Annotated in this window: 17 protein-coding genes; 11 read left to right on the top strand and 6 right to left on the bottom strand. The window is 73.0% G+C overall.

What is annotated here, in order from left to right; all coding sequences use genetic code 11:
* Window positions 1–82: 82 nt before the first annotated feature.
* A complete protein-coding gene (locus PIR53_01295; GenBank protein WZH52648.1) occupies window positions 83–565 on the bottom strand; it encodes a MarR family transcriptional regulator in 483 nt (160 codons plus the stop codon).
* Window positions 566–649: 84 nt separating this feature from the next.
* On the opposite strand from PIR53_01295, the gene PIR53_01300 reads away from it, so the two are divergent.
* Entirely contained in the window at window positions 650–1,528 is an 879-nt protein-coding gene (locus PIR53_01300) for a thioesterase family protein (protein WZH52649.1), read from the top strand.
* 24 nt (window positions 1,529–1,552) lie between these two features.
* On the opposite strand, the gene PIR53_01305 is transcribed toward PIR53_01300, so the two are convergent.
* Together PIR53_01305 and PIR53_01310 are read right to left on the bottom strand one after the other, a co-directional pair.
* Window positions 1,553–1,933, bottom strand: coding sequence for a globin (locus PIR53_01305; GenBank protein ID WZH52650.1), 381 nt, complete (start codon window positions 1,931–1,933; stop codon window positions 1,553–1,555).
* Between the two features lie 46 nt (window positions 1,934–1,979).
* Entirely contained in the window at window positions 1,980–2,951 is a 972-nt protein-coding gene (locus tag PIR53_01310) for a mechanosensitive ion channel family protein (GenBank protein ID WZH52651.1), read from the bottom strand.
* Window positions 2,952–2,997: 46 nt separating this feature from the next.
* On the opposite strand from PIR53_01310, the gene PIR53_01315 reads away from it, so the two are divergent.
* Together PIR53_01315 and PIR53_01320 are read left to right on the top strand one after the other, a co-directional pair.
* Complete coding sequence (locus tag PIR53_01315) at window positions 2,998–3,384, top strand: hypothetical protein (protein WZH52652.1); 387 nt, start codon at window positions 2,998–3,000, stop codon at window positions 3,382–3,384.
* Entirely contained in the window at window positions 3,371–3,748 is a 378-nt protein-coding gene (locus tag PIR53_01320) for a DUF5130 family protein (GenBank protein ID WZH52653.1), read from the top strand. Before PIR53_01315 ends, PIR53_01320 begins: the two co-directional genes overlap by 14 nt.
* Window positions 3,749–3,837: 89 nt before the next feature.
* Here PIR53_01320 and pepN read toward each other — a convergent pair whose 3' ends face one another.
* Entirely contained in the window at window positions 3,838–6,408 is a 2,571-nt protein-coding gene (pepN, locus tag PIR53_01325; protein ID WZH52654.1) for an aminopeptidase N, read from the bottom strand.
* A gap of 105 nt (window positions 6,409–6,513) precedes the next feature.
* Here pepN and PIR53_01330 point away from each other — a divergent pair, with 105 nt between their 5' ends.
* A complete protein-coding gene (locus PIR53_01330) occupies window positions 6,514–7,140 on the top strand; it encodes a DsbA family protein (GenBank protein ID WZH52655.1) in 627 nt (208 codons plus the stop codon).
* Between the two features lie 27 nt (window positions 7,141–7,167).
* Here the strand turns inward: PIR53_01330 and PIR53_01335 are convergent, their stop codons facing one another.
* Complete coding sequence (locus PIR53_01335) at window positions 7,168–7,842, bottom strand: GPP34 family phosphoprotein (GenBank protein WZH52656.1); 675 nt, start codon at window positions 7,840–7,842, stop codon at window positions 7,168–7,170.
* A gap of 95 nt (window positions 7,843–7,937) precedes the next feature.
* Here PIR53_01335 and PIR53_01340 point away from each other — a divergent pair, with 95 nt between their 5' ends.
* Both PIR53_01340 and metG read left to right on the top strand, forming a co-directional pair.
* A complete protein-coding gene (locus PIR53_01340; GenBank protein WZH52657.1) occupies window positions 7,938–9,116 on the top strand; it encodes an N-acetylmuramoyl-L-alanine amidase in 1,179 nt (392 codons plus the stop codon).
* Between the two features lie 53 nt (window positions 9,117–9,169).
* Window positions 9,170–10,978: a methionine--tRNA ligase gene (metG, locus tag PIR53_01345; protein WZH52658.1), complete on the top strand. Its 1,809-nt coding sequence runs from the start codon at window positions 9,170–9,172 to the stop codon at window positions 10,976–10,978.
* 86 nt (window positions 10,979–11,064) lie between these two features.
* On the opposite strand, the gene PIR53_01350 is transcribed toward metG, so the two are convergent.
* Entirely contained in the window at window positions 11,065–11,352 is a 288-nt protein-coding gene (locus PIR53_01350; protein ID WZH52659.1) for an antibiotic biosynthesis monooxygenase, read from the bottom strand.
* A 236-nt stretch (window positions 11,353–11,588) separates the two neighbouring features.
* Here PIR53_01350 and PIR53_01355 point away from each other — a divergent pair, with 236 nt between their 5' ends.
* The 5 genes from PIR53_01355 to PIR53_01375 all read left to right on the top strand — a co-directional run bounded on the left by PIR53_01355 (window position 11,589) and on the right by PIR53_01375 (window position 16,232).
* Window positions 11,589–12,644: a hypothetical protein gene (locus tag PIR53_01355; GenBank protein ID WZH52660.1), complete on the top strand. Its 1,056-nt coding sequence runs from the start codon at window positions 11,589–11,591 to the stop codon at window positions 12,642–12,644.
* 102 nt (window positions 12,645–12,746) lie between these two features.
* On the top strand, window positions 12,747–13,796 hold the full coding sequence (locus tag PIR53_01360; protein ID WZH52661.1) for a hypothetical protein: 1,050 nt from the start codon (window positions 12,747–12,749) through the stop codon (window positions 13,794–13,796).
* A 150-nt stretch (window positions 13,797–13,946) separates the two neighbouring features.
* Window positions 13,947–14,831: an alpha/beta hydrolase gene (locus tag PIR53_01365; GenBank protein WZH52662.1), complete on the top strand. Its 885-nt coding sequence runs from the start codon at window positions 13,947–13,949 to the stop codon at window positions 14,829–14,831.
* A gap of 12 nt (window positions 14,832–14,843) precedes the next feature.
* A complete protein-coding gene (locus tag PIR53_01370) occupies window positions 14,844–15,380 on the top strand; it encodes a ribose-5-phosphate isomerase (protein ID WZH52663.1) in 537 nt (178 codons plus the stop codon).
* Window positions 15,381–15,386: 6 nt separating this feature from the next.
* Entirely contained in the window at window positions 15,387–16,232 is an 846-nt protein-coding gene (locus PIR53_01375) for an Fpg/Nei family DNA glycosylase (GenBank protein ID WZH52664.1), read from the top strand.
* The last annotated feature ends 14 nt before the right edge of the window (window positions 16,233–16,246 follow it).

Raw genomic sequence — 16,246 nt, forward strand, 5'->3', positions numbered from 1 at the left:
GCGGCGCCCCCGACGACCGCGACGCATGACGTCCCGGGGCCGGAGGGGGGCCGGAGAGGGACCGAAGGGGAGCGGGGAGCGCCTAGCGGATGTCGAGCCCGGGGCGGGCGCCGATGAGGCTGTCGGCGACGGCGTCCATCACGCGGCCGACGGCGGCGAAGTCGTCGGCGCTCACGCGGTCGACGAGGTGGCGCCGCACGCCGGCGACGTGCACGGGCGCGGCTCGGCGGAGCAGGTCCCAGCCCTCGGGGGTCATGCTGCAGAGCACCCCGCGGCCGTCCTCGAGGCAGGTGCTCCGCTGCACGAGGCCCATCTTCTCCATCCGGGCGACGGTGTGGGTGATGCGGCTGCGGCTGTGGCGCAGCGAGTCGGCGAGCACGGCCATGCGCAGGGCCTGGTCGGGTCGCTCGGAGAGCCGCACGAGGATCTCGTACTCCGTCAGCGACAGCGAGAACTCGGTGCGCAGCTCCTCGTCGAGCTTGTCCATGAGGAGCGTGGTGGCGATGAGGAGCGCGCGCCAGGAGTGTTGCTCGTCGGCGTTCAGCCAGGTCGTCTCGTCGCCCACGCCCCCGATCCTACGCGCGCGGGGCGCGGCGCCCGCGCGGATCCGGGGCCTCGGCCGACCCGGGCCTCTGGCACGATCCCTCCCGTGCGCCACCTCTACGCCTGCCAGGTCCGCTGGGCCGACCTCGACGTGCTCGGTCACGTCAACAACGTGTCGTTCCTGGACTACGTGCAGGAGGCGCGGATCGACATGCTCCGCACCCACGCGCCGGAGCAGCGCGACGCGCTCGTCGAGGGCGCGCTCATCGTGCGGAACGACGCGACCTTCGTCGCGCCGCTGATGCTGCAGGAGAGCGTCGCCATCGAGGTGTGGGTCACCGAGATCAAGGCGGCGTCGTTCACCCTTGCCTACGAGGTCTTCGACGTGGACGCCGCGGGCGAGCGCGTCGTCTACTTCCGCGCGACGTCCGTGACGGCGCCGTTCCTCTTCGGCGAGGCCCGGCCGCGTCGCCTGACGCCGGCCGAGGTGGAGGTGCTGACGCGGTTCCTCGAGCCGGGAGAGCCCGAGATCCCGTCGCGATCGGCCCAGCAGGACCGCGCGCTGCGATCCGTGGCTCCCGCGCGGACCCACCCCTGGGAGACGCGGGTGCGCTTCACGGACGTCGACGCCTACCAGCACGTCAACAACGTGAAGTACTTCGAGTACTTCCAGGAGGCGCGCATCTCGACCTTCCGCCGGCTCTTCGGGGACGTCGTGCGGGACGACTTCCCGAGCGTCGTGGTGGCCCAGATGAGCGTCGTCTACCGACGTCCGATCCTGCTGCGTCCCGCGCCGTACGTCGTGCGGAGCTGGGTCTCCCGGGTGGGGGGCTCGTCCTACGACATCGACTCCGACATCGTCGACGACGGCACCGTCATGGCGCGCGCCCGCGCCACCCTCGTCACCTTCGACACGGCGACCCAGCGCGCGGCCCGCGCCCCGCAGGCCTACCGCGACGTCCTGCTCGCCGAGCTCCCGGAGTGACGGCGGAGGGGTGAGGGGAGACCCTCAGCCCTCCATCGTGTTGACCATGAACTGGGCGGCGTGGGTGACGTAGGCCCAGAACTGCGCGTCCTGCTCCTCCGTCAGGTCGACGGAGTCGAGGCCGGCGCGGAAGTGCACCAGCCAGCGCTCGGCGGCCGCGGGGGTGACGGCGTACGGCGCGTGCCGCATCCGCAGCCGGGGGTGTCCGCGCGTCTCGGAGTAGGTCGACGGTCCGCCCCAGTACTGCACCAGGAAGAGGCGGAACCGTTCCTCGGCCGGGCCGAGGTCCTCCTCGGGGTACATCGGGCGCAGCAGCGGATCGGTCGCCACACCCTCGTAGAAGCGGTGCACGATGGCCCGGATGGTCGGCTCGCCGCCGATCTCGTCGTAGAAGGTGGTGGTCATCCCTGCCATGGTCCCACCCCGGCCGAGGACCGCGCAGCGGTGGGGCTCAGGCGAGCGGGGAGCCGTCGAGCCCGGCAGCGTCGAGACGCAGCTTGATGCGCTCCCGGAGGACGCGGGCGACGCGCCACTGCTCGAGGGGCGCGGTCTTCACCGTCATCCGCACGGTCAGCAGGTCGTGGGTGAGCTCCTGCACGCCCCACACCTCGGGCTCCTCGATGAGCACGTGGCGGTAGTCGTCGTCCTCCCACAGCTCGTGGCCGGCGTCCGTCAGCACCTCGATGAACCGGCGCACGTCGGTGGCGTAGGGCAGCGCCACGTCGACGATCGCGCGGGCCCAGTTCTGCGACCGGTTGCCGACGCGGACGATCTCGCCGTTGCGCACGTACCAGACCGTGCCGTCGGTGTCGCGCAGCCGGGTGATGCGCAGGCCGACCGCCTCGACGGTGCCGGAGACGGTGCCGACGTCGACGACGTCGCCCACCCCGATCTGGTCCTCGAAGATCATGAAGATGCCGGTGAGGAAGTCCTTGACCAGGTTCTGGGCGCCGAAGCCGAGAGCGACACCGACGACGCCGGCGCTGGCGATGAGCGGCGCGACGTTGAAGCCCAGCTCGGACAGGGCCATGATCACGACGATCGCGCCGATGATCGCGGAGACGATGCTCTTCAGGAGCGACCCCGTCGTGCGGGTGCGCTGGGCGCGGCGCGACGTGGCCACCGGGTTGTCCGCGCTGGTGCCGGCGGTGCGGTCGCCCCGGCTCAGCCGCCCCATGCCCGAGGGCAGGACACCGGTCGCGGCGCGGGAGACCATCCGGTCGATGGCACGGTGCGCCACCCAGCGCGCGATCCCGGCGACGAGGAAGATGCCGACGAGGGCGATCAGCGCCGACAGCACGGTGCTGGCGAGGTCCGAGACGACCTCGTTCCCCGTCATCTGGAAGGCCACGCGGCAGGCCAGCGTCTGGTCGGGCGCGCACTCCGTGACGTCGGCGATCAGGGGCGTGGTCGCGGACAACATGACGCCCAGTATCGGCGTCGCGGTCACCAACGATATCCTCGGGTCCGTGAACCAGCACCGTGAGCTCCGCCCCGCCCGACAGACCCCGCGCGGGCCCGTCCGCCGCGTCGCCGCGCTCACGCTGGCGACCGCCTTCCTCACCGTGGCCGGGGCGCTCCCGGCCCACGCCGACGTCCCCCTCGGGTGGGATCCCGAGCAGCAGCCGGTCGACGGCCTCCACGTCCTGTGGATCGTGCTGGCGATCATCGGCGGCATCGTGCTCATCGTCGCCGCGGTCTACGTCCCCGCGGCCGCGCGTGGCGAGGACATCCGCCCCGGCGCCGCCCGCGCGCTCGAGGCCGAGTGGTTCGGCGGCCCCCGCAAGGGCCACGACGAGCTCGCCGCCCCCGACGACGCCGAGTCGCAGGCAGGTGGCGCAAGTGGCCGCTGGTGAGCTGTTCTCCGACGACGACCGCCGGCAGATCGACACGACGATCCGCACGGCGGAGCAGCTCTCCCGGTTCGAGTTCTCGACCTACGTGGGTTCCGTCGCCGGTGACCCGCGCTCCTTCGCCACCCAGCTCCACAACACCCTCGTGGTCCCGCAGAAGAGCCTGCTGATCATGGTGGACCCGCAGCAGCGGGTGCTCGAGGTCGTGACGGGCCGCAAGGTCCGCGAGCGCATCCCCGACGCGGACGTCCTCGCGGTCGTGGCCGTCATGCAGGCCGAGTTCGCCGAGGGTGACCTCGTCGGCGGCATCGTGCGTGGCGTCTCCAAGCTCGCCGAGATGGCGCGCCGCTCGCTCCCGTCCTCCTGAGCCTGTCCGGCAGCTCCTCCCGCAACGTCATGCGCCCCGTGGGTCCCGACCCACGGGGCGCATGACGTCCGAGACGGCGTACGACGCGGTCAGCCCGCGTCGCGCTCCTGGGCCGCGAGGGCCCGGGCCATGTCGGAGCGGCCCTCCGCGACGTACCGCTTGGCGGCCGGGTTGGCGCTCGAGGTCGCGAGCCACTCGTCGACGCGGGCGAGCGTCTCCGGGGAGACCAGCGGCAGCGGGAACATCCCGACGAGCACGGTCGAGGCCCGCTGCACGCCCTTGGCCTCCCAGAGGGTGTCCGCGGCGTCGAGGTAGCGCTCGAGGTAGGGCGCGAGCACCGCGGCCTGGTCCGAGCGCGCGAAGGCGTAGGCGACCTGGCGCTGGGTCTCGTTGGGCACGTCGTCCCGCTCGACCGCCTCGGCCCAGGCGGTGGCCTTGGCCTCCGCGGTGGGACGCGCCGCGCGGGCCGCGGCGGCCCGCTCCTGGCCGGAGATGGTGTTGTCCCGCTCGAGCTCGGCCGCGATCGCGGCCTCGTCGGCGCGGCCCGCGGCCGCCAGCGAGGTGAGCAGGGCCCAGCGCAGGTCCGCGTCCACCTCGAGGCCGGGGAGCGCCGCCGAGCCGTCGAGCCAGCCGGCGACCAGGTCGAGCGACGCCTCCGATCGGGCCGCCGCGGCGAAGGCCCGCACGAGGGCGAGCTGGGCGTCGGAGCCCGCCTCGGCCCCCTCGGCCAGCTCGCGCAGGCCCGCCTCCCAGCGCCCGGCGACCTCGGCCCGGTGCTCCGGAGCCGTGTAGTAGCCGACCGCGGTGCCGGCGTACACGGGCAGGCGGCCGACGGCCGTCATGTCCGTCTCGGTGGCCAGGCCGCGGAGCACGAGCTCGACGAAGTCGGTCGCCCGCATCTCGGCGTCGCGGGTCATGTCCCACGTCGCCCCCCACAGCAGGGCGCGCACCAGGGTGTCCTCGACGCTCGCGACGTGCTCGACCGCGGTGGCCAGCGAGACGTCGTCGAGGCGGATCTTGGCGTAGGTCAGGTCGCCGTCGTTGAGCAGCACGAGCGCGGGGCGCCGGACGCCCACGAGGTCCGCGACCTCGGTGCGCTCGCCGCGCACGTCGACCTCGACGTACCCGGCCGCCGCGCCCTCGGCGCCCTCGGCGCGCCGCTGCAGACGGCCGTCGACGACGTCGTACAGGCCGATGCCGAGGCGGTGGCGCCGCAGCGTCGGGTAGTCGGCGGCAGCCGTCTGCTCGACGACGAACGAGGTGATGACATCGTCCGCGTCGGTCTCGACGACGGGCGTGAGCGTGTTGACGCCCGAGGTCTGCAGCCACTCGGCCGCCCAGGAGGTGAGCTCGCGGCCCGACTCGCGCTCGAGCGCGGCGAGGAGGTCGGCGAAGGTGGAGTTCGAGAAGGCGTGCGCCTTGAAGTACGCCCGCAGTCCGGCGAGGAACTCGTCGATGCCCACCCAGGCCACGAGCTGCTTCAGCGTGGAGGCGCCCTTGGCGTAGGTGATGCCGTCGAAGTTGACCTCCACCGCCTCGAGGTCGTGGTTGTCGGCCGCGATGGGGTGGGTCGAGGGCAGCTGGTCCTGGCGGTAGGCCCAGTTCTTGCGGGCGTTGGTGAAGCCGGTCCACGCGTCGGTGTACTTGGTCGCCTCCACGAGCGCCCAGTGCGAGGCCCACTCGGCGAACGACTCGTTGAGCCAGAGGTCGTCCCACCACTTCATGGTCACGAGGTCGCCGAACCACATGTGGGCCATCTCGTGGAGCACCGTGTTGGCCCGCTGCTCGTAGAAAGCGTGGGTCTGGCGCGAGCGCGGGAGGTACTCGTCGCGGAAGGTCACGCAGCCCGCGTTCTCCATCGCGCCCATGTTGTACTCCGGCACGAACAGCTGGTCGTACTTGCCGAAGGGGTAGGGGAAGTCGAACTTCTCCTCGAAGAACGCGAACCCCTGCTTGGTCAGCTCGAAGAGCTCGTCGGCGTCGAGGTAGGGCTGCACCGAGGCGCGGCAGAAGAGGCCGAGCGGGATGTCGCCGTGCGCGCCCGCGTAGGTGTCGTGCACCGCGACGTACTCACCGGCGACGAGGGCCGTGATGTAGGTCGAGATGCGGTCGGTCGGGCCGAAGGCCCACGTCGCGCGGCCCTCGCCGGCGGGGGTGGGCTCGGGGGTGACGGCGTTGGACACGACGGTCCAGTGCGCCGGCGCGGTCACCGTGAAGGTGAAGGTGGTCTTGAGGTCGGGCTGCTCGAAGGACGCGTAGACGCGCCGGGCGTCCGGCACCTCGAACTGGGTGTAGAGGTAGACCCGGTCGTCCGCCGGGTCCACGAACCGGTGCAGGCCCTCGCCGGTGCGGCTGTAGGGCAGTCGGGCTGTCACCGTCAGCTCGTTCTCGGCCGCGAGGTCGGCCAGCGTGATCCGCGAGTCGGCGTAGACCGCCGCGGGGTCGAGCGCCGCCCCGTTGAGGGTGATGGTCAGGTCCTCCGCGCCCACGAGGTCGGCGAACGTCGTCGCGCCGGGCTCGGAGCAGGCGAAGCGCAGCACGGTGGTGCTGCCGAAGTGGGTCTCGCCGACGGTGAGGTCGAGCTCCACGGTCGCCGACGTGAGGTCCAGGAGGGCCGCGCGGGCGGCGGCCTCGTCACGGGTCAGGTTGGTTCCAGGCATGCGCCCGATCCTCGCACCCCGGTCCCACGGGCGTCGCGCACGCCGCGGGTACGGCGGGGGCTCGCTCCGGGAATCCCCGCTTCGGTCCCGGTGTTGACTCTCGTCATGACGACTGCTCCCGTGCCCGCGACGTCCGCCCGTGCCGACTTCTGGTTCGACCCGCTCTGTCCCTTCGCCTGGATCACGTCCCGCTGGATCCTCGAGGTGGAGAAGGTCCGCGACATCGAGGTGTCGTGGAACGTCATGAGCCTGGCCTACCTCAACGCCGACAAGGACATCCCGGAGGACTACCGGAAGATGCTGGAGACGGCCTGGGGCCCGGTGCGCGTCTGCATCGCCGCCGAGCAGGCCCATGGCAAGGAGGTGCTGCTCCCGCTCTACACGGCCCTGGGCACCCGCCGTCACAACGAGCAGCAGGAGTTCACCCGCGAGGTGATCGAGGCGGCGCTCACCGAGGCCGGCCTGCCGACCGAGCTGGCCGACGCCGCCGACTCGACGGACTACGACGAGGCGCTGAAGAAGTCCCACCACGCCGGCATGGACCAGGTCGGCATGGAGGTGGGCACGCCCGTCATCTCCATCGACGGCACGGCGTTCTTCGGCCCGGTGCTCACGAAGATCCCGCGCGGCGAGGAGGCGGGCAAGCTGTGGGACGCGTCCGTCGTGCTCGCCGACTACCCCTACTTCTTCGAGCTGAAGCGCACGCGCACGGGGGACCTCGACTTCAGCTGAGTCGCCCGCGCTGCCGTCGTCGCCGGCTCAGCTCGAGCCGGCGACGACGGCGGGGATGACGGTCGCGGTGAACACCGCGGTGTACATGGCCTGCACCGCAGCCGAGACCGCCTCGGAGGCCAGGTCGCCGTCGGCCACCGCCTTCGCCCGCTTCTTCACCTCGTGGGCGGGGACGCCGCCACGGTCGACCGTCTTGTGCGAGCGGCCGATGGCGTGCAGCAGGCCGATGATCGCCGCCGTGCGGGCGTCGGGCGGGACGCCGTCGAGCAGGGTCGCGGCGAGGTCGCGTCGTACGTCGGCCTCGTGGGAGGAGTCCACCGCCGGCCAGGTCGTCCGGGGGAAGAGCCCCAGCACCTTGTCCTCCTCGCGGCGGAGGAGGCCACGCTCGACCAGGCGCTCGGCGAGACGTCGGCGGAGCCCCTTGCCGAGGGGGCGCAGCAGACCGCCCGCGTCGCGGGGCCTCTCCGCCACGACGACGAGAGCCTGCGCGAGCACCTCGTCGTCGGGCACGGCGCCCTCCGCCGGCAGCACGTGGGGCTTGAGGCCCCAGCCACGGGGTTCTCCCAGGACGACGTGGCCCTCGAGGGCCAGCTCGGCCAGGACGGCCCCGGCGAGGGCCTGGTCGACGAACGACTGCTGGACGAGCGTGCCGTCCTCGTCGTCGAGGAGCAGGAGCAGCAGGTCCTCCGCGATGAGGGTCATGGCCCCATCGAACCGCGCCGGGTCAAGGCTCGCCCCGACGGGTGGATCCGTGCCGAGGGGTCGACGTGCCGCCCCGTCTGTCCCACCATGGGGCGATGGTCTCGGACAATCTCTCGGGTCCCACCCGGACCGCCCACCCCTCCCGCCGCGCCCTCGTCGTGGGTGCCGCCGCGGGCGCCGGCCTCGCGGCCGCTGCCTCGGTCGGCGCCCCAGCCCCCGCCGTCGCCCGCGAGCCCGCCGTCACCACGCCCCGGCCCGCCGCCGGGCCGGCTGCCCTCCGCATGGCGGCGGCCGGCGACGGCGGGTTGCGCCGCGCCTCCGTCCGGGTCGGTCTGACCGGCCGGGGACGCCGGTCCGCCACCGTCGCGGGGGACCCCTTCTCGAGCGTGGCCCTCACCTGGAGCGCGGGGTCGCCGGCCCTGTCCGTGCGGGTGCGCAACCTCGACGGGGTCTGGCAGCCCTGGCAGGCGATCGGCCACCTCCACGACGGGCCCAGCGTCGGCACCGCGGAGTGGCGGGCGGCGCGCCGCACCTCGGCCACCGGGCTGACGTGGGTGGGCGACGCCGACGCGATCGAGGTGGCTGCCGACGGCCCGGTGAGCGACCTGCGCGTCGAGATGCTCGACGCCACCCCGACCGAGCTCGCCCCGCCGGGCGTCTCGGCGCGGTCCGCCCCCATGTCGCGCGTCTACAACCGGGCCACCTGGGGAGCCGACGAGTCGCTGCGGACCGGGGAGCCGACGTACCTCACCGGGTTCCAGCAGGTCCACGTGCACCACACGGCGGGTGCGAACAGCTACGCGTTGGCCGACGTGCCGCGCATCCTGCGGTCGATGCTGGCCTACCACACGCAGACCCTGGGCTGGTCCGACATCGGCTACAACCTGCTGGTCGACCGGTTCGGCCGGGCGTACGAGGGGCGCGCCGGTGGCGTCAAGCGCCTCGTGCGCGGCGCCCACACCCTCGGGTTCAACCACAACTCGTGCGGCATCGCCCTGATGGGCAACTACGAGACGGCCAAGCCCCCGGCCGCCGCGGTGCAGCAGCTCGAGGCGCTGGCCGCGTACAAGTTCGACGTGCGGGGACAGAAGGCGCTCCGGAAGCTGCACGCGGCGTCGGAGGGCAGCGACAAGTACCCGAAGGGCACCGTCGCCTACCTGTGGGCGATGGACGCCCACCGCGACACCAACGACACGGCCTGCCCGGGCAAGCACCTCTACGCCGCGATGAACGACATCCGCACTCGGACGCAGGCGCGGATCGACTACTACTGAGGCCGGTCGGGGCGCGGTCGGGGGCGCGGTCGGGCAGAACCTAGGATCGGCCCATGACCCACGTGCTGTCCGCCGTCGCCTGGCCCTACGCCAACGGCCCCCGCCACATCGGCCACGTGGCCGGTTTCGGCGTGCCCTCCGACGTCTTCTCGCGCTACATGCGGATGGCCGGACACGACGTGCTCATGGTCTCGGGCTCCGACGAGCACGGCACGCCCATCCTCATCGCCGCCGACGAGGCCGGGGTGACGGCGCAGGAGCTCGCCGACCGCAACCACCGCCTCATCGTCGAGGACCTCGTCGGCCTGGGCATCTCCTACGACCTCTACACGCGCACGACGACGCGCAACCACTACGCCGTCGTGCAGGAGATGTTCCGCGGGGTGCACGAGAACGGCTACTTCGTCGAGCAGACGACGTACGGCGCGATCTCGCCCTCGACGGGCCGCACCCTGCCCGACCGCTACATCGAGGGCACGTGCCCGATCTGCAAGACGCCGGGCGCCCGTGGCGACCAGTGCGACGCGTGCGGCAACCAGCTCGACCCGGCCGACCTCATCGACCCGGTGTCGCGGATCAACGGCGAGACGCCCGAGTTCGTCGAGACGCAGCACTTCTTCCTCGACCTGCCGGCACTCGCCGAGGCGCTGGGGGAGTGGCTCGACGAGCGCGAGGCGACGGGCCTGTGGCGTCCCAACGTCATCCGCTTCTCGAAGAACATCCTCAAGGAGATCCGCCCCCGGGCGATGACGCGCGACATCGACTGGGGTATCCCCGTGCCGCTCGAGGGCTGGCGCGACAACCCGACGAAGAAGCTGTACGTCTGGTTCGACGCCGTCATCGGCTACCTCTCGGCGTCGATCGAGTGGGCCCGCCGCTCCGGCGACCCTGAGGCGTGGCGGCAGTGGTGGAACGCCCCTGCCGAGGGTGGGGCCCAGGACGCCTACTACTTCATGGGCAAGGACAACATCACCTTCCACAGCCAGATCTGGCCGGCGGAGATGCTGGCCTACGCGGGGAAGGGCGACAAGGGCGGGACGCCCGGCCCGTACGGCGAGCTGACCCTGCCGACCGAGGTGGTCTCGAGCGAGTTCCTGACGATGGAGGGCAAGAAGTTCTCGTCGTCGAAGAAGATCGTCATCTACGTGCGGGACCTGCTGAGCCGCTACCAGCCCGACGCGTTCCGCTACTTCGTCGCGGCTGCCGGCCCGGAGACCCAGGACAGCGACTTCACGTGGGCGGAGTTCGTGCGCCGCACCAACGACGAGCTCGTCGCCGGCTGGGGCAACCTCGTCAACCGCACCGCGACGCTCGTCGCGAAGAACTTCGGGGCGATCCCGCCGGCCGGGCCCTTCGAGGAGGCCGACGTCGCCCTGCTGGCCCGGGTCGAGGAGACGTTCGACGTCGTCGGCGACCTCATCGCCCGCCACCGCCAGAAGGCCGCGATCGCGGAGGCGATGAAGACGGTCGGCGAGGTGAACAAGTACGTCACCGACACCGCCCCGTGGACCCTCAAGGGCGACGAGCAGCGCGAGCGCCTCGGCACCGTGCTGCACGTGATGGTGCAGGCCGTCGCCGACCTCAACACGATCCTCTCGCCGTTCCTGCCGTTCTCGGCGAACGCCGTCGACGCCGTGCTGGGCGGCGCGGGCGACCTGCAGCCGATGCCCCACGCCGAGGAGGTCACCGACCTCGACGACGACAGCCGCGGCTACCCGGTCATCACGGGCGACTACAGCGGCGTCCGGGCCTGGGGCCGCCGGCCGGTCGAGGTGGGCACGCCGATCGAGAAGCCCACGCCCGTCTTCGTGAAGCTCGACGCCGCGATCGTCGACGAGGAGCTCGCGCGGCTGGAGGCCTGAGGGGCCCGGGGCCCCTCCCGATGTAACGCGGTGTCCGGGCAACTGTGCACGTGGTCTACCCCTTCCACAGTGACCCGAACACCGCGTTACACGTGCTGGGGGACGTCGAGCTCGACCACCCGTACGTCGCGGATGCGCGCCCCCAGCTCGTCCGGCGGGCCGCTGCCGCGGAACTCGTCGAGGTCGGCGCGGCTCGCCCAGCGCTCGACGACCGCGACCCGGTCGGGCTCGAGCGGATCGGCGGCGACGACGAAGTCGAGACAGCCGGGTGCTGCCCGGGCCCGTCGGACGACCTCGAGGCAGTCCGCGACGTACGCGTCCCTGTCGTCCGCCGCGACCCGCAGGTGGCCGACGACGACGATCTGGTTGCTCATGCGGGGGTCGACCTGGCGGGGGGCGGGGACTCATCGGCGCCTGACGGGGAAAGAAAACGCGGACCGGTCTCCGCGGCGGGCAAAGAAAACGCGGACCCGAGGGACCGACACGCCGAGGTCCGGGGTCGACCGGTCCGCGTTTTCTTTTCCCGGCGCGCACTTTCCTCGTCGGCGGAACTCTCCTCGTCCCCTCGGGCGTCTCCCGCCGAGACGCCGGACGATCGAGGGGAGCAGCCGTGGGGGAGCAGATCGAGGACGCGCGGGGGAGCCGAGGGCCGCGTACGCCGCGGGGTCGCGTCGCGCTCGGCGCTGCGGCTGCCGTCGTGGCCCTGGTCGGGGGCACGGTCCTGGCAGTCGACCTGACCGCGGGTGATCGAGCGCCGGCGGCGCAGGCCGACGCCGAGGAGACGGCCGAGCGGGTCGACGGCGCGATCGCACCGCGGGACGGCTGGCGGTGGATCGAGCGCGGGAACGTGGCGGTGCAGGTGCCCGAGGAGTGGGCGGAGGTGTCGCTGACCTGCGGTAGTGCATGGGACGGGGGCGCGCCGGCCGTCGCCAACGTCATGCTGGGGGCCTACGCGGTCGTCGCCGATTGCGCACGTGTGCTCGACCCGAGCGACGTCGTGGCCGACCCGGTGACGAAGGAGGCGTTCCCGCCCGTCGCCTCGACGCTGTGGCGGACTCTGTTGATCGTCGAGGACGTCGACATCGTCCACGACGGCGACCGCCCCTCGGACGTCGATGTGCCGGACGGCATCTACACCTACGCGGGCTGGACGCTCCACCGCACGACCTACGACCAGGTGCGCGTGACCCTCCTCCACGACGAGCAACACGCAGACGTGGCGTCACTCGTCCTCGCCTCGCTGACCGAGGGCGACCTCAGCCCGTCGGGATGCCCGCCGATCGAGGACTTCGGCCAGCAGCGACACCAGGCGCTCGCACCCAGCGACGTGGTGCGGGCCGGCACGGTGTGCGGCTACACCCCGCATCCCGGGCCCCGAGGTAAACCGCGCGTCTACGGACTGCTGTCGTCGCGACGCTTGGACACCGCCGGGGCGTCAACGCTGGTTGCCGGGTTGGGCTCGGCGCCCGCCCTCCCGGCTGATCCGGGACCGTGCGCCTACCGCGACGACCTCGCCTACGTCCAGCTCGTCCGCTTCTTCCTCGCCGACGGCGGCGTGCGTGAGCTCGAGGTGCCGGTGATCGACTGTGCGGTCCAGTTCGACGGGGGCTGGCGGGTCCTCACGGATGACGTCGAGCGCTACCTGGTGGACGTCCCGCGCTGGTGACGGGCACCGCACTGTTCGGGCGGACGGAACCCCGCACGTCGCGTCGGACGTCTGGTGCCGAGAGGCCAGTGATCGAGAGGCCGGCGACCGAGGGGAGCAGCCGTGGGGGAGCAGACCGAGGACGTGCGGGCGAGCCGAGGGCCGCGTACGCCGCGGGGTCGCGTCGCGCTCGGCGCCGCGGCGGCCGTCGTGGCCCTGGTCGGGGGCACGGTCCTGGCAGTCGACCTGACCGCGGGCGATCGGGCGCCGGCGGCGCAGGCCGAGGCCAGCGCGACGACCGAGCGGGTCGACGGCGCCATCGCTCCGCGGGACGGGTGGCGGTGGATCGAGCGCGGCAGCCTGGCGGTGCAGGTGCCCGAGGAGTGGGAGTCCGTGTCGTTGACGTGCGGCTTCGCGTGGGTGGGGGGCGCGCCGGCCGTGGCGAGCGCCGGCCGCGGGGACTACGCCGTCAGTGCGGACTGCATGACGCCACCGGGTCGCGAGGCCCTCGGTACCGACCCCGTGACCGACGCGGCATTCCCGCCCGTGCCGGAGGACCTCTGGCGGACGATCCTCATCGTCGAGGACGCCGACGTCGAGTACGAAGGTACCTACGGCGAGCCCCCGGTCCCCGACGGCACCTACACCTACGACGGGTGGACCCTCACCCGGACGACCTACGACGACGTGCGCGTGAACCTCCTCGTCGAGGCCGGCGACGAAGCAGCCGCGGCCGCGGTGCTCGCCTCCGTCGCGACCGGCGACCTCAGCCCGGCGGGATGCCGCAGGAACGAGGAGTTCGGACAGGACCGGGACCAGCCGGCCTCGGGCCCCGACGGTGTCGCCGCGGCGACCACGTGCGGCTACTACCTCTTCGCGGACGACCGAGGCGGCCGCGAGGTGCACGCGTTGGAGGGCGCACGCCGCCTGGAGCAGGCCGCCGCCGTCGACCTGGCCGAGGCCCTGGAGGCGGCACCGCCCCGCGCGACGCTGCCGGAGGTCTGCGAGCCACGGTTCGCCGTGTCCCTGCTCCAGGTGGTCCGGGTCTTCCAGTCCGACGGCGGGGTGCGTGAGCACGAGGTGGACGTCACCGGCTGCGCGGTCGAGGTCGACGGCACGTGGCGCGCCCTGACCGACGACGTCCTGTCCTTCCTGGTGGAGGACTCGGGGTGATGACCGGCTCGCCCAGTGCGGTGGATCGCTGACCGCATAGGGCTCACTGATCCACCGCACTGTCACGCCGGGCGGCACCGGGTCATCCGGTGATGACGATCCCCCGCCGTCACCGCGGCGCACCTGGTTTCCGCCCACTACGCTCACCCCGTGCTGCATCCCCAGGCCCGGGCCGCGCTCGCGGCGGCCGCCGGCGAGACCCCCGTCCACGACCCTGCCTTCGACATCGCCGACGTGCGCGAGGCCGCGCGTCTCGAGGCGCTGCGCCAGCCGCGCGAGGACGTCGCCGAGGTGCGCGACGTCGACGCGGGCGGCGTGCCGTGCCGGCTCTACCGGCCCGCCGACGCCCGTCCGGGCGTGGTGGTCCACCTCCACGGCGGCGGGTTCGTGCTCAACGACGTCGACGTGCACGACGCGGCGGTCCGTGCGTTCGCGAACCGGGCCGGCATCGCGGTGCTGAGCGTGGAGTACCGACGCCCGCCCGAGCACCGCTTCCCGGCGGCGCCCGACGACGTCGACACCGTCGTCGCGTGGCTGGACGCCCACGCCGAGGCCGAGGGCCTCGCCGGCCCGACCGTCGTCCACGGCGACTCGGCCGGCGGCAACCTCGCCCTGGTCGCGGCGCTGCGCCACCCGGGCCGGTTCGCGGCGACGGTGCTCATCTACCCGTTCCTCGACCCGACGGGGTCCTCCGCGAGCTACCGCACCGAGACCCACGGCTTCGACCCGCGGGAGGCGGCCTGGTACTGGGAGCAGTACGCCGCCACCCCCGCCGACCTCGAGCACCCCGACCTCGCCCCGCTGCGCTCCGACCGGCTCGGCACGCTCCCGCCGACCCTGGTCGTCACGGCCGAGCATGACCCGCTGCGCGACGAGGGGGAGGAGCTCGCCGCCCGCCTCGCGGAGGAGGGCGTGACGGTCGTGGGCACCCGCTACCTCGGCCAGCTCCACGGCTTCTGGCGCCACACCGCGGCGTACGACGCGGCGGAGCCGCTCATGTGGCAGGTCGCGGGCTTCCTGCGCCAGCACGCCTGAGAGGATCCCGCCATGCGCGTTCACCTCGGTTCCGACCACGCCGGCCTCGAGCTCAAGGACCACCTCCTCAACTGGCTCGCCGACAACGGCTACGAGGCCGTCGACCACGGCCCGTTCGTCTTCGACGCCGTCGACGACTACCCCGTCTTCTGCCTGCGGGCGGCCGAGGCCGTGGCCGCGGAGCAGGCGGAGGGCGCCGACAGCCTCGGCATCGTCATCGGCGGCTCGGGCAACGGCGAGCAGATGGCTGCCAACAAGGTCATCGGCGTGCGCGCGGCGCTCGTGTGGTCGGAGGCCACGGCGACGCTCGCCCGCGAGCACAACGACGCCAACGTCATCTCCGTCGGCGGCCGCCAGCACAGCCTCGAGGACATGACCCGCTTCGTCGAGGTCTTCCTCTCGACGCCCTTCAGCGACGAGGAGCGCCACGTGCGCCGCATCGCGCAGATGGGCGACTACGAGGTCACGCGCGAGCTGCCCCCGCTGCCGGCCTCCGCGCTCGGCGGCGACGCCAGCGGCTCCGGCGACACCAGCGACTCCGAGGCCTGACGCCCCGTGCCCGAGGGGCACACCCTCCACCGCCTCGCCGGTGCGCTCGACGCGGCGTTCCGCGGCCGGGTCGTGCGCGTCACGAGCCCGCAGGGCCGGTTCGCCACGGAGGCGGCCGCCCTCGACGGGGCCACGTTCGAGGGCGCGGAGGCGTGGGGCAAGCACCTGTTCTGCGACCTCGGCGCGGACCGCTACGTCCACGTCCACCTCGGTCTCTACGGCAAGCACGACGTGCACACCGGCGAGGCTCCGCCGCCCGTCGGCCAGGTGCGCATGCGGCTGGTGGCGACCGACGACGGCCGCCCCGCGGCGTACGCCGACCTCCGCGGCGCCACCGCCTGCGAGCTGGTGACCGGCGCGGGTCGTGCCGCGATCGTCGCGCGGCTCGGCCCCGACCCGCTGCGCGACGACGCGGACCCCGCCCGCGCCTGGGCGCGCATCGAGCGCAGCCGCACGCCGATCGCGGCGCTGCTCATGGACCAGAAGGTGCTGGCCGGCGTCGGCAACGTCTACCGCGCCGAGGTGCTGTTCCGGCACCGTCTCGACCCCTACCGGCCGGGCACCAGCCTCCGCCGCCGCCAGTACGACGCGCTCTGGGCCGACCTCGTCGACCTGATGCGCGAGGGGGTGCGCACGGGACGCATCGACACCGTGCGGCCGGAGCACACGCCCGAGGCGATGGGTCGGGAGCCGCGACGCGACGACCACGGGGGCGAGGTCTACGTGTACCGCCGCACGGGCCAGCCGTGCTTCGTGTGCGGCACGGCCGTGCGCACCGCCGAGATCGTCGCCCGCAACCTCTTCTGGTGTCCGCGATGCCAGCGTGCCCACGTGTCCCGATCCGTACAGTGAGGGAGTCGAGACGA

The sequence above is a fragment of the Nocardioides alkalitolerans genome (genome assembly GCA_038184435.1).
GTDB classification, from domain to species: domain Bacteria; phylum Actinomycetota; class Actinomycetes; order Propionibacteriales; family Nocardioidaceae; genus Nocardioides; species Nocardioides alkalitolerans_A.